At 43.3% G+C, this 16,242-nt stretch carries 2 protein-coding genes; both read left to right on the top strand.

The annotated features are described in order from the left end of the window. Positions 1-197: 197 nt before the first annotated feature. Positions 198-7,979: a choice-of-anchor L domain-containing protein gene (locus R1T16_RS00255; RefSeq protein ID WP_317499047.1), complete on the top strand. Its 7,782-nt coding sequence runs from the start codon at positions 198-200 to the stop codon at positions 7,977-7,979. Between the two features lie 390 nt (positions 7,980-8,369). Continuing rightward, positions 8,370-16,193: a gliding motility-associated C-terminal domain-containing protein gene (locus tag R1T16_RS00250; protein ID WP_317499046.1), complete on the top strand. Its 7,824-nt coding sequence runs from the start codon at positions 8,370-8,372 to the stop codon at positions 16,191-16,193. The last annotated feature ends 49 nt before the right edge of the window (positions 16,194-16,242 follow it).

The following is a 16,242-nucleotide window of genomic DNA, read 5'->3' as shown; positions in this document are numbered from 1 at the left end:
GGCCGCTCAGTTTTGAGCGGCTTTTTTTATAATTTATTAAAAAATATAGTTTTCTAACAGCCTCTGAAAAAACACAATAAAAATATAACAACGAAAAACCTATAAGTCCACTTTTCTTCTAATAAATTAAGTTAATAGTTAACTTTATATTAATTTTTTTTTAAATTTGAGACTTAACTTAGCTAAACTTTATATTTATGAGGAAAATTACATTGATGATCGTCGTGTCATTATTGTCGTTTTGTACGTATGGGCAGCTTGCACTTCAGGGATTTGAAACGCCCTGGACAGGTAGCCCTGCAGCCCCACCAGGCGGGTGGGTCGTGTACAGCGAAATTGGTACCACCACATGGGTGCGGACCGTTACAACTAACACGCAAACGCCACCACACACTGGTAGCTATGCGGCTTATCTGGACAGGGAGAACGTAGTTCCTTCTGCTCCAATTCCTACCAACTGGCTTATTACACCCCAGTTTAATTCTCCAAACAACGGACAACTGCACTTTTATTCCAGGCTAACTCAGCTTGGAGATCAGGGAGGTACTTACAAGATCATGATTGCTCCTGTAGCAGATCCTGCAACTCCTGTTACGCAGCTTCCGTTTGTGGATCTTGTTGCCCCGATGGGTGAACTTACGATAAATCCTACACAGCAGGAGTATGTTGAAAAAACATTCAACATACCGGCTGCATATGCAAATATGCAGGTACGTATCGCATTCATCATGATTGGCGACCAGGCAGACCGTTGGCTGGTTGACGATGTAGAGGTGATATCGCAATGTACTGCGCCATCTACCCTTACAGCCACAGACATCACTCTTACATCTGCAAAATTGAACTGGAATAATCCTACCGGGGTTACTTCATGGGAAATTGAAGTGGTGCCGGATGCATCTAACCCAACAGGTGTAGGTGTTACGTATTCAGGACAGCTTCCTTACCAGGTAAATAACCTTACTGCAGACACGGCTTACAAATATTATGTAAGGTCGCTTTGTACTGATGGTGGTAAGAGTGCCTGGGTCGGCCCTTATTTCTTTACCACGCCTGCATTGGGAGAAACATGTGCGGCTCCGCTGGTAATTCCTACCACACAGCCGTTACCTTACACAACAACAAACACTACTGCAAACTTTGCCGACAACTATGAAGGCGCTCCAGGTACAGGATGTGGAACAACAGCAAGCTACCTTTCCGGTAACGATGTTGTGTATTCTTACACTCCTACCATTACAGGAAGCATCCAGATAAGTCTTTCGGGCACACAGGGTGTAGCGGGCGTATTTGTATACGCGAGCTGTACTAACATTGGTACAAACTGTATTGCTGGTGCACTTGCAACTGCTACGGCGCCGGCTGTTATAGCTTCTATGGCTGTTACAGCGGGCACTACATACTACATTGTAGTATCTAGTACAACGCAAACAGTACCATATACACTTACATTACAACAGGTATATTGTGCTGCTCCCGCTACACTGGCAGCAGCTAACCAAACAGCTACATCTGCAGACATCTCATGGGCTGCAGGAACAGCAACTGCATGGCAAATTGCTGTACAGCCTGCAAACTCAGGTCTGCCTACAGTTGCAGGACAAAATGTAACGCAAAATACTGTTACAGTAAGTAATACTACAACACCTGCCGCAGCATTTACTCCTGCCACGGCTTATGAGTTTTATGTTAGGGCAAATTGTGGCGATGGCACATATAGTATTTGGTCTGGACCATTCTTTTTCTCTACAACACAGATAGCTGTTAACTTAAACTATCTTGAAACGTTTGACGGGCCACAGGCTCACGGATGGTCTATTAACAATGGCAGTCAGCAAAATAAATGGTATGTAGGGGCAGCAACAAGCAACAGCCCTACTAACTCACTATATGTAAGTAATGACGGAGGTGTTTCTAACAACTATACTGTTACAACAGGATCTGTTGTTCATGCATACCGCGATATTATTATAGCGCCTGGCACAGGATCTATTAGCGTTTCTTTTGACCTGAAAGCAGGTGGAGAAAGCACTATAGACTACGTTAGGGCATGGTTAGTACCAACGACATTTGTACCAACACCGGGTACACAAATTACTACAGCAAATGGTGTTCAGGTTGGAGGTAATTTTAACCTTACTCCGGCATGGACAACTCAAAACGTAGTTGTGCCTACCACTACTCTTGCAGGTTCAACAAGAAGGCTTGTGTTTGAGTGGAGAAACGACACTTTTGGAGGTGCTCAGCCTGCGGGTGCAATAGATAACGTAAATGTAAAAGTAATTACATGCCCGTCTCCGGCTGCTCCTACGTTAACTTCGGCAACGCAAACTTCGGCTACATTCTCATGGGTAGCTCCTACAGGAGTTACTCCGGCAAATGGTTATGACTACTATTACAGCCAAACGAATGTAACGCCATCTACAACTGCTACAGTTAACGGCACTACAACAGCTACTACGCAAACTATTACTCCCCTTACATCGTCAGAAACCTACTATTTCTGGGTAAGAAGTAACTGTGGAGCTAATGATAAAAGTTTCTGGGTAGGACCTGCTATTGTAGTTGTACCTCAGGTACCTACAACGCTGCCATTTATCCAAAATTTTGACGGTACCGGTTCTCATGGATTATCGTTAAGCAACGGCGCTCAGCCAAACAAATGGTTTGTAGGCACTGCAACATTTAACAGCCCGGGCAAATCATTATATGTATCTAACGACAATGGTGTTACAAATAACTATAATGTAAGTGCTTCATCTGTTGTACATGCGTACAGAGACATAACAATTCCATCAGATGCTGGTGAAATATCAGTTAATTTCGACTTCAAAACTGTTGGCGAATTAGGATGGGATTATGTAAGGGTATGGATGGTACCAACAACTTTTGCTCCTACAACAGGAACGCAAATTACTGCAGGTACTGCAGCTGATATGAGAGTTCAGTTAGGTGGAAATTTAGAAACTCCTGCAAACTGGACAACATTATCTTTTGACACCCCGGTAAATGCTTATCAGGGACAAAACAGAAGGCTTGTTTTTGAATGGAGAAACGATGCTGTTTTAGGAGCTAACCCTCCGGCAGCCATTGATAACATTAATGTATCTGTTGTTACGTGTCCTAAACCGGCCGGGCTTGCAGCTATCAATGTTACCAATACATCTGCTACACTAGACTGGGTTGAACCGGGATCTGCTACAAACTGGGAAGTTGTAGTTATGCCTGCAACGGGCGCAGCAACACCAACAGGAGCAGGAACACCTGTAACTGACAGCCAGTATACTCCACCGGCAGGTTCTCTTGTTTATGGAACACAATATGTGTTTTATGTAAGATCTATGTGTGGCGGTACAGCCGGCGCAAGTAAATGGTCAGGGCCTTTTGCCTTTGCTCTTAAACCATTGAATGACGAATGTGCTCAGGCAACAGTTATACCTACTAACCCTGCACTTACCTGTACAAATTTTGGCACAGGAAGCATAGGCGGTGCAACTGCATCTCCTCAGGCGACAACTTGTTTCGGTACGCCTGATGATGACATTTGGTTCCAATTTGTAGCTACTAATACTTCTCATATCATTACATTGAGTAATTTTACAGGTAACAATACATTCCTGTATCATGCCGTATATTCTGGTACAGACTGTGCTGCTCTAACACAACTTTATTGTGGTACTGCTAATACAAGTGTAGCTAATAACCTTGTTGTAGGCCAGACTTATAAAGTAAGGGTGTACACCTGGACGAACACGCCTAACCAGACATCTAACTTCCAGATATGTGTTACGACGCCACCACCACCACCGGCAAACGACCCTTGTTCTGGCGCATTTGCTTTAACGGTAAATCCTACACTTGTTTGCGACCAGACTACTGCAGGTACTATCTATTCTGCAACCCAGTCACCGGAAGCTACAACATGTGGAGGTACAAAGGACGATGACGTTTGGTTTACATTCGTAGCAACTAACACTACGCACAGGATAAGCCTGCTAAATATTACTGGTAGTACTACAGATTTATTCCACGTATTATACTCTGGTAACAACTGTGGTGCTTTAACCCAGTTATACTGTAGCGACCCTAACGAAAGCTGGGCAAATAACCTTGTTGTTGGGCAAACTTACTACCTGAGGGTATATTCCTGGACAGCTACAGCAGGACAAACATCTGCATTCCAGGTATGTGTTGGAACTCCTCCTCCACCTCCTGCTAATGATGAGTGCGCCGGTGCTGTAACTGTACCTGTTAACCCTACGCTTACTTGTGCGCAGTCAGTGCCTGGCACAATTACATCGGCAACGGCATCACCAGAAGCTAATACTTGTGGTAATACAGCAGATGATGATGACATTTGGTTTGAATTTACTGCAACAAGCACAGCTCAGATCATCGAGCTTAAAAATGTTACAGGAAGTACTACAGACCTTTACCACGCAGTTTACGTAGGTGATGTGTGCGGTACTTTAACACAGCTATATTGCAGCGACCCTAACTATAGCCTTGGCCAGAACTTTGTTGTGGGTCAGACTTATAAAGTAAGGGTATGGTCTAATACTACAACAGCTAACCAGACAACTGCTTTTGATATTTGTGTTACTACACCACCGCCTCCTGCAACAAACAACGAATGTGCCGGTGCAATAAATGTTCCTGTAAATCAGGATCCTTCTTGTACTTTGTTTGCATCAGGAAGTGTTTATGGAGCAACTGCATCTTTACCGGCCCCAACATGTGGCGCTACTGGTGCAGATGATGATGTTTGGTTTGAATTTACAGCAACAGCTACTACACACCTTATCTCTTTAAATAACATTGCAGGAAGCTCAACAGGGCTTTACCATGCTCTTTACACAGGAGATTGCGGTTCGTTAACACAGGTTGCGTGTACCACAGCCGCCAGTAGTGTTGCTAATAATCTTGTTATAGGTACAAACTATAAATTAAGGGTTTACACAAGCACTACAACACCAAACCAGACTACTTCGTTTGATGTGTGTGTAAGGATACCTAACACACCTATCAATGTAGATGTTACGACATATACAACAGAACAGCTTGTTACAGAAGTACTTTTCAATACTCCATGTGCGAGTATAACTAACATTACATCTTCTTCTCAGGCTAACTTTGGCGGAGTGCCAAGTTTAGGATACTTTGATTATGCAGGTGGCGCTAACGGATTCCCATTCAGCTACGGTGTTATCCTTGCTACAAATGACGCTGTTGTTGCAGAAGGCCCTTACATAGGCAACACGGCCGGAAGTAACACTACACCGGCATGGCCAGGTGATGCAGATCTTGAGGACATCATTGTTGCTAATGATCCTGCGCAGATATCTGACACGTTTAACGCTACGAAACTGGAGTTTGACTTCGTTCCGCTGATCAACAAGTTTGAATTTGATTTCTTATTTGCTTCGGCAGAATACGGTACTTTCCAATGTAACTATTCAGATGCATTTGCATTTATACTTACAGCTCCAGACGGTACTACAGAAAATCTTGCAGTGCTGCCTAACACTACGATACCTGTAAGTGTTACAAACATCAGGAATTCATTATACAATACTGGATGTGCTTCTGCGAATGTTCAATATTTTGGACAATACAATGCCGGCGATCCAATGGCGTCTGCCATTAACTTTAACGGCCAGACGAAAGCACTTACGGCTTCTGCTATAGTTATTCCTGGTCAAACGTACCACATTAAGCTTGTTATTGCAGATTACCAGGATTCATCGTTTAACTCTGCAGTATTCTTAGGAGGTGGTAGTTTCAACATAGGATCTCTTGACTTAGGTCTTGACCTTCTTGTAGATAACGGAACTGCTATTTGTGATACAGAAAGCAAAGTAATAGATACGCAGCTTACAGGAGGTGACTATGTCTTTACATGGTACAAAGACGGTGTTCTTATCCCGGACGCTACAGGCTCTACTTATGAGGCTACGGAAACAGGTAACTATGGTGTAGAAGCTTCTTTCCCTAACATTGATTGTTCTTTTGAAGGAAGCATCAGGGTAGAATTCTATCCTCTTGTAAACTCACTAACAGGCGACCCTGTAGATATGACTGTATGTGACGCTAGTGGTTTTAGTACTTTTGATATCACTCCAAATGTGGATATCATTAATGCAGGAACTACAACTCCATCTGACTTTGTTTCTACTGTTCACCCTTCTCAGGCTGACGCAGAAGCCGGAACAAACGCAATAGATCCTGCAGATTATGCAGCATTTACAAATACTGTTGCGGGTACACAAACATTATGGATAAGAACGGTTTACACCCCAACATCATGTGTGGGTATAAAATCTTTTGACCTTATTGTTGAAGACCGTACACCACAGTTTACAATTGACGCTGACTTCTCTATTTGCTTTGGAACATCTGACACTATAGATGTAGTTATTACGGATACTGATACAACGCCTGTTACTTATGTATGGACAAAAGACGGAGTTGTACTTACTACCGAAACATCTTCATCTCTTACTGTTACAGAAGCAGGTGAATATGTTGTTACGCTTGACAGGACAGGATGTTCTACAACTGCAACTGTAAACGTAACCGTTACACCTATACCTGTTGCAGATGCTCCGGCAGATGTAACTGAATGTGGTTCGTATACGTTACCTGTCCTTAGTGCAAACAACATTTATGCAGATGCAAATGATGTTGAAATCCCTGCAGGGACTGCAATAGAAGAAGTAGGAATTACAACGATACGTGTAATCGCTTCAAGCGGAACTACACCAAACTGTACTGCTGAAAATACATTTACAGTAACTATTATCGACGCTCCTACAGTCGTAACTCCTGGAGACCAGATAGTATGTGACAGTTATATATTACCTACCCTAACAACTGGTAATTACTTTACTGCTGCTGGTGGAACTGGTACTGCGTTAAGTGCAGGCGATGTTATCTCTACTACACAAACAATATTTGTGTATGCGGAGTCTGTGTCAGGAACGGTTACTTGTTCATCAGAACTTAGTTTTGTTGTAACAGTTAACCCTACTCCGGTAGCGGTTACTCCTGGTACAATAGAAGCTTGCGACAGCTATGTGCTTCCTGCACTTGCTGCCGGCAGCGGTTACTATACAGGACAAGGTGGTACAGGCACACAATTATCTGAAGGTGATGTTATAACAACTTCACAACAAATATTTGTGTTTGCTCAAACTAATACTACACCAAACTGTACAGATGAAGAAGCATTTACAGTAACAATTACACCAACGCCTGCATTTACCCTTGGAGGCCCATATGTAACTTGTTCTGCTGCTAATGTAACTATCAGCGTAGCCGGTGCTAACTTTGATACTGCTGCTGCAACGTATGCATGGACACTTGACGGTGCGCCTGTAGCGGGAGACGACAGTATTACAGGAACAGGATTTGGAACTTATACGCTTACTGTTACAGTAAATAACTGTACTCATACAGAAAGTGTAGAAATAACCCAGGATCCTAATGCTATCACACTTCTGTTTACTGAAGGATGTGAAGACAATACATATATGCTTAATGTTATTGATGACAATGGTTCATTCAACATAGATTCAGCAACGTATGCATGGACGGGTCCTAATGGATTTACAGCTGCAACACGCTCAATTGCTGCTCCGGTAGCCGGCGAGTACGCTGTTACCGTAACAACTCCTGACGGATGTATTGGCGAAGACTCTTTCACTGTTACAGATACAAGCTGCGAAATACAAAGAGGTATCTCTCCTAATGGTGATGGTAAAAATGATTCATTTGAACTTACAACTCTTAACGTTAAAAAGTTAAGCATCTTTAACCGCTACGGTCAGGAAGTTTATACTAAAAACAACTATAAGAACGAGTGGTTTGGTCAGACAGACAAAGGTGACGAGCTGCCTACGGGTACGTACTTCTATATGATAGAACGTAACAGTGGAGAATCTCACACCGGATGGATCTACATCAACAGACAAGAGTAGATTTCTATAGATTTATAACTAATATTCAATAAGTAAGAGCCGCTTTACAGCGGCTTTTTTTTATTTGTGTATTTAGTGACATTACAATTTATATGTCAATTTACCCTCGATAATATTTAACAAATAGGCACAATCAGGTAATCGTACACACCGATAACTTAAAACGTTTTACTATAAAATGCATCCGCTTGGTCTTCAGTTAATTTGTGAATATTATCTATTAAATAAATAAGAAAAGTTATAATAATATTTTCAAAAGTTAAGATTATAACATTTTACATTTTTTTTGTTTTTTTTAGTTAAAGTTCAAGAATTATGCATAGGGTTATTATCCATTAACCTGTTTTTTTGATTAGTTTTAAAACTTAAACCTAATATTAACTATTTTTTATGAAAAAATTTACACTACTGATCTTTGTATCACTACTGTCGGTTTTTGCCCATGCACAGCTCCCCCCAGAGGGATTTGAAACAGCATGGACAACAGGAACACCCCCTGCTCCCACCGGGTGGACAGTTGTGAATGAAATTGGTCCTGCTGTAACATGGACCAGAAACAACCCTGCAAACACGCTGCAACCTGCACATACAGGGCAATATGCAGCGTATCTTGACAGGGAAAATGTAACAGATGGTACGCCGGCACCAAGAGACTGGCTGATCACACCTTACTTTAACATGCCTACAAACGGACTTTTACGTTTTTTTTCAAGGCTTACAACTCCCGGAGACCAGGGGGGAATTTACAAAGTTAAAATCTCTACCGACTCAAATCCTGCAAACCTTGCAGCCTACACTGATCTGCAAACGTGGACAGAAACACAGCTAAACCCAACGCAAACGGAGTATTACGAAAAAGTAATTACACTACCTAACATTACAGGCTCTGTTCATATTGCCTTTGTTATGGAAGGTGATTTTAAAGACCGCTGGCTTGTAGATGATGTAAGTGTGGTTTCGCAATGTTTTGCACCAACAACCCTTACAGCTAACACACCTACACTTAACGGTATTACGCTAAACTGGGTAAACACCGGTGGAGCTGTTGCATGGAGCGTGGAAATTGTTCATGACTATGAATCACCCACAGGTACAGGTGTAACGTATAACGGACAGCCTCCTTATACTATTACAACAGGGTTAGATCCGGCGACAGCCTACAAAGCCTATATTAGGGCTATATGTAGCGACGGTGGAACGAGCGAACTGATAGGGCCTGTGTTTTTTAACACTGCCGCCCTTGGTGAAAATTGTAGTAATCCTATAGTTGTTACACCCCCGCCTTATACTACAACAAACAATACCTCAAACTTTGCCGACAATTATGAAGGTGCTGCCGGTACGGGTTGTAATGCTACAGGTAACTACCTTTCAGGTAACGATGTTGTATATTCTTATACACCCACTGTAAACGAAAACATTAACATTAACCTTTCCGGTACAGGTACCGGGGCAGGTATGTTTGTTTACAGCAGCTGTGCTAACATAGGTGCGGCATGTATTGCAGGTGGTACAGGAACCCCTACTATTGATATAGCATCGCTTGCTGTTACGGCAAACAATACTATCTATATAGTAGTATCCTCTACTACATCTGCACAAACTACGCCATATACACTTACAATACAAAAAGTATCGTGTGCTGCGCCAACAGCCTTAGCTGCTAACAACGCAACGGCAACATCTGCCGATCTTACATGGGCGGCGGGCACCGCTGCTTCGTGGCAGGTATATGTACAGAACACGGGAGCTGGCTTACCACTTACGGCCGGCCAGAATGTAACGCAAAATACAATTACAGTTACCCAAACAGCTGCAGGCGTTCCTTTTACATCTTCAAGCGCCTACGAGTATTATGTAAGAGCCAATTGCGGTGACGGAACATTCAGTATCTGGTCAGGGCCATTCCAGTTTACGACTACCCAGATTCCGGCAATCCTGAACTATACACAGGATTGGGAGACAACTCCCCACGGATGGACACTTAGTAACGGTAACCTTACTAACAAATGGGTGGTAGGCACTGCAGCCAGCAATGGCGGCACGCGCTCGTTATATATAAGTAACGATAATGGCCTTAACAATACCTATAGCACAACGTCTAACACCACAGTTCATGCATTTAGGGATGTCTTTATTCCTGCCAATTCAAACCAGCTTAACCTTGCATTTGACTGGAGAAACATTGGTGAATCAGGTTGGGATTTTATAAGGGTTTACCTTGTTCCTGTATCTACTACACCGGTTGCAGGCACGCAATTACCTACTGCTCCTGCCGGAGGTGTAAAAATTGGCGGCGACCTTGTTTCAAGTGCGGCGTGGACAACGTCTAATAACGTCATAAATGCAGCGGCTTATTCAAATACAACCATGAGGCTTATATTTGAGTGGAAAAGTGATACATCAGGAGGAAGCCAGCCACCGGCAGCGATAGACAACATCAACTTCTCTATCATTACCTGCCCTGCTCCTACCGCACCGGTAATGGCTGCAAATGGACTGACCCCTACGCAGGCAACCATAAACTGGACAGCTCCTGTACAGGTTCCTGCCTCAGGATATGAATATTATGTAAGCTCAACTCAAACAGCGCCTACAGGAACAACTGCTCCTACAGGAACTGCCGGAACAACAACTACTAACGTTGCTGTAACGCCATCGAGCTCAAACTATTTCTGGGTAAGGGCAAATTGCGGGCCTAACGACAAGAGTACATGGGCTGGCCCATTGTATTTTGTTGCTCCGCAAATTCCTGCAATATTGGATTACACCCAGAATTTTGATCTTGGAAACCATGAATGGAGTTTAAATAATGGTACGCAGGCTAATAAATGGGCAGTAGGATCTGCAACAAGCAACAGCCCTGCAAATTCATTATACATTTCTGAAGATAATGGTACAACAAATACCTATAACATCAATGCAGCTTCGGTAGTACAGGCATACAGGGATATTCAAATGCCTGCAACGCTTGATCAGCTTGAGTTAACATACGACTGGAAATCTAATGGCGAAAGCGCTGTAGATTACTTCAGGGTATGGCTGGTACCTACAGATTTTGTACCTACACCGGGTACACAAATAACTGCCGGTACAGGACGCATTCAGATAGGAGGTAACTCTACGCAAAGCACCACGTGGGTAAATTCTGCAAACATTATCCAGGCCTCTACCTACGGTGCTACTACAAGAAGGCTTGTTTTTGAATGGAGAAACAGTGCAGCTACAGGAACACAATCTCCTGCCGCGATAGATAACATTAACCTAAAGGTTGTTCCTTGTCCTCAGCCATCTGCAATAGTGCTTTCTGCGCTTAGCCAGTCTGCTGCATCATTTACATGGACTGCTCCTACATCTGGTGCACCGGGATATGATTACTATATATCTACCACAAACACTGCACCTGCAAATACTGAAGCTGGTACAGGAAGTACACTAACTGCCTCTGTAACGGTAAACAACCTGCCTACTTCTACTCAGCATTATATCTGGGTAAGAAGCAGCTGTAGTACTACAAGCAAAAGTTACTGGATAGGCCCGCTGGCATTTATTACGCCGCAGATACCTGCTCCTATGGACTATGTTCAGAACTTTGATAACGGGCCTCACGGATTCCAGCTTGTAAATGGTACGCAGACAAACAAATGGGTTGTAGGAAGTGCAGTAAGCAAAAGCGCGCCGAACTCATTGTACATATCTAACGATAATGGTGTAAGTAATGGATATACTATTACTGCTGCATCTGTAGTTCATGCTTACAGGGATATAACTTTTCCATCGGCAATAGATGACGCTATACTTTCGTTTGACTGGAAGAACATTGGCGAAGCAAATGTTGACTATTTCAGGATTTGGCTTGTACCAGTAGATTTTAATCCTACAACAGGCACACAGATCACTGCCGCTGCAGGACGTACACAGCTTGGCGGTAACTTCTCTGATAACGGGGTATGGACAACCGCAAACATTACGTTTAGCGCCATTACACTTCAGGGGCAAACAAGAAGGCTTATATTTGAATGGAGAAACACCGCAGCTACAGGAACACAGCCACCTGCTGCTATAGACAACATCAACTTGTATAAAGTTACCTGTCCGGTTCCATCAAACCTTGCAATGACATCTAACAGTATAGCAGGAACGTCATTTACATGGACACCGCCTACATCGGTTACTCCTACTTATGATTACTACTACTCTACTTCTCCTACTCCTCCGGGAACAGCTACAGCCCCAACAGGAAACGTAGCAACCCCGTCGGTAACTTTGTCTGGTCTTACCGATTCTACAAATTACAATATTTGGGTTAGGTCTAATTGTGGTCCCGGAAGTACAAGTTTATGGATAGGCCCGTTACAGTTTAATACGCCACAAGTGGCATCATCACTTAACTACTCTCAAACTTTTGATGGTAATGCGTATGGATGGACTATCAACAACGGAACCCAGGTTAACAAATGGGTAGTTGGCCCGGCTATATCAAACAGCCCTAACAACTCATTGTACATAAGTAACACATTAGGCGAAACTAATGCATACAACATTACATCTGGATCTGTAGTACACGCGTATAAAGATTTCATTATACCATCGGGTACTGTACCGTTAGACTTCTCGTTCAACTATAAGAACGTGGGTGAGGTTAATGACTACGTAAGGGTATGGAGGGTACCAACTACATTTGTACCTACACCGGGAACGCAGATTACTGCAGCTGCCGATCGTGTGCTTATTGTAAACCCACTTTACAATGCATCTTCATGGACAAACTCAAGCACTATACTGGATCCTACAGCTTTTGCGGGAACTAACCAGCGTATTGTTTTCGAGTGGGTTAATAACACCTTTACAGGAAATCAGGCACCTGCTGCTATTGATAACGTAGATTTTTCTGTTATTACCTGTCCAAGGCCTACTGCACAATCAGTTAGCGACATAACGCAGTCTGGCGCTACGTTCAACTGGAATGAGGCAGGTACAGCAGCAGCATGGGAAGTTTATGTTGCTCCGGCAGGACAGCCTTCTCCAACAGCTGATACACAAGGTATTTCTGCGGGTTCTAAACCTTTCCCTTACACTACTCCTGAACTTGAGCCGTCTACAAGCTACGTATATTATGTACGTTCTGTCTGTAACCCTACAGACAAGAGCAAATGGACAGGGCCATTTGCCTTTACAACTGCTATTGCAAACGACGAATGTTCTGGCGCTTATACATTAACAGTTAACCCTATTGGAGAAGAGTGTGCAGATTTTGCCATTACTTCTTACCTGGGAGCAACGCCATCGCCACAGCCATTTGCCTGCGGAGGAACAAACGGTGCGGATATATGGTTTGAATTTGTAGCAACTTCAGACAGGGCAAACATTGAGCTTTCTCAATTTGTACCGGTTGTAGGTACTCCTCAGCCTGTAGTAATTGCACTTTATGAAGGTACACAATGCGACGTATTACTGCAATTAGAGTGCAGCTCAATAAATGTATTGGCAGCAAGAAACCTTACACCTGGAAACACGTATAAAGTAAGGCTGTACATAAACAACGCTGCTCCTAATCTTAATACATCGTTCAAAGTATGTGTTAATACACCCGATCCTTTACAGAGTGGAGGTACATCTGACTGTGCTGTAACAACAATTAACTATAATTTTGAACAGCCTACACCATTCCCTGTAGTAACACCGCCATCACCATTCCCTGCTATGATACATCATAACACGGTACAAGGATGGAGAACTACAGCACCTGATGGTATCATTGAATTCTGGCCTCCTGTAAATATGGAGAACAAACCGGCGTATGACGGAGGACAGTTTGTTGAGCTTAATGCTAACGTAGTTGCCGGTCTTTACCAGGATTACGCTACGCCAAATGCTACAACATTTACGTACAAGTTTGCCCACATGGGAAGAAGCTGTACAGATAGCTGCCAGCTTCTTGCAGGATCTCCTGATCAGCCAGTGAGCCAGTATACTGTAGTTACAACAGCCACTACAGGCATAAACGGATGGATTGAGTACACTGGTACTTATACATCTACACAGCCTGTAACGCGCTTTATCTTCCAGTCGGCGTCTCAATGTAATGGCGACGGAAGTATTGGTAACTTCCTTGACGGAATCCAGTTTACTGCAAACAACGCCGTTATATCTTACGGTCCTGAAAACCTTGACTGTGTAAATAATGTATTAACTGTTACTGCTGCCGGTTCTGGCGAGTGGAGTGAAGATCCTTCTAACCCGGGCGAAACTCTAGTTACAGACTTTACAAATCCTAACACAACAATTACAGGATTTACAGTGGGAGGTACTTATAAATACCATTGGACTACACAATACTGCAGCAGCGAGTTTACTGTTGTTTTTGACGACGGTGACGTTCCTGCTCCTGTAGTAACAACTCCTGTTAATTACTGTATCAATACCACTGCAACGGCACTTACAGCGACTGCTTTAACCGGCAACACGCTTAACTGGTATGATGTTGCAACCGGAGGAACTGCCCTTACAGATGCTCCTACTCCTAATACGTCAGCTTTAGGCACAACGACATATTATGTGTCTCAAACATCTCCTGACGGATGTGTCAGCCCAAGAGCTGCTATCGAAGTAACAGTAAATGTTATTCCTGATGCTCCTGCAGCTACTACGGCATATACGTACTGCCAGGATGCTGTTGTTAATCCGTTAACAGCTACGGTACAGGTTGGCAATACGCTAAACTGGTACGATGTTGCAACCGGAGGAACAGCTTCTACAACGGCTATCACTCCAGATACAACGCTGCCTGCAGGTACTACAACACCTGTAACGAGGTCATACTATGTAAGCCAGGTATCTGCTTCGGGTTGTGAAGGTGACAGAACTAAAATTGATGTTACCATAAACCCTTCTAACGCTCCTTCTACAGGATTTAGTTATGCTGTAACCAGTGTTTGTATTGCAGGCGACAACCTTGTTGCTGTTCCTGTAACAGAGTTCACTACTGGGGGTACCTATTCTTCAGATTCAGGTTTAATAATAAACCCTGTTACAGGAGAGATCAATCCGGGTGCAAGTACGCCGGGATTACACATTGTTACGTACACAATAAATCCTAACCCGGCTAACTGTAACCCTGGTGGTTCTACAAGTGTTGATATTACTATCACGCCGCTAGCTGTTGCCGAAACAGGATTTAGCTACACTACTCCGGTATGTTCTGTCGCTGCCAACCAGTCTCCGGCTCTTGCAGCAGGATTCAGGGCAGGTGGTACATTTACTGCCGATAATGCAGGTCTTATAATAGATCCTGTTACTGGTGAAATCAATGTGGCCGCAAGTGCAGCCGGTTCTTATGCTGTAACATATACAGTTGATGAGAATGCTGCTGACTGTTTTGAAGCAGGTACAAATACTGTAACTATCGTTATCACGCAGCAGGTTGATCCTGTTATTGATTTTGATTATGACAACAGCTTCTGCTACGGTGCGGCTGATGCTTCGCCTAACTTAGCTGCCGGCTTTGCGACAGGTGGTACATTTACAGGTACTAACGGACTCGTTATTGATCCTGTTACGGGTACGGTTAATGTGGCTGCAAGCCAGCCTGGTGTGCATACGGTTACCTATACTTATGCGGGTGATGCTGCAAATTGTATCAGTGGCGATAGTTTCCCGTATACATTTACAATAGGAAGCGAACTTGCCTTTGGATTTGAAGGCGACTGTCAGGGAACTGCGTTTGTTATTACTGCTGCTCCTGAAAACGGAAGCTTTGACGACAACGACACTTCTCTTACTTTTGTTTGGAAAACAGCTTCAGGTACTCCTGTAGGTACTGATACATTTACATTTAATGTATCTGACTATGTAAATAGTACGCCTGAGACTGACACTTTCCCAATGGAACTATTCCTTACAGTAAATGTAAACGGATGTGAGACTACAAGATCTTATACCGTAGATGGTATAGGCTGTACGATACAAAAAGGTATATCGCCTAACGGTGATGGTAAAAATGACAGTTTCGACCTTCAATACATGGGAGTAAGAAAACTGGCTATCTTTAACCGTTACGGACAGGAAGTGTATACTAAAGGGAATTATACTAATGAGTGGCAAGGCCAGGGAAGCAACGGCGACGAACTTCCTACAGGTACTTACTACTATGTGATTGAGCGTTCAGCTGGTGGAACTGACACCGGATGGATCTACATCAACAGACAGGAATAGTTTTCCTAAAAAAGGTTATAAAAGAACGGCTGCCCCAAATGGGGCAGCC

Source organism: Flavobacterium sp. DG1-102-2 (genome assembly GCF_033042555.1).
GTDB lineage: Bacteria > Bacteroidota > Bacteroidia > Flavobacteriales > Flavobacteriaceae > Flavobacterium.
This window is presented reverse-complemented; position numbering and strand designations above follow the sequence as displayed.

What these genes read in the sequence shown, in the direction of transcription:
- R1T16_RS00255 (WP_317499047.1), top strand. Translation starts at nt 198, where the DNA reads ATGAGGAAAATTACATTGATGATCGTCGTGTCATTATTGTCGTTTTGT.
- R1T16_RS00250 (WP_317499046.1), top strand. Translation starts at nt 8,370, where the DNA reads ATGAAAAAATTTACACTACTGATCTTTGTATCACTACTGTCGGTTTTT.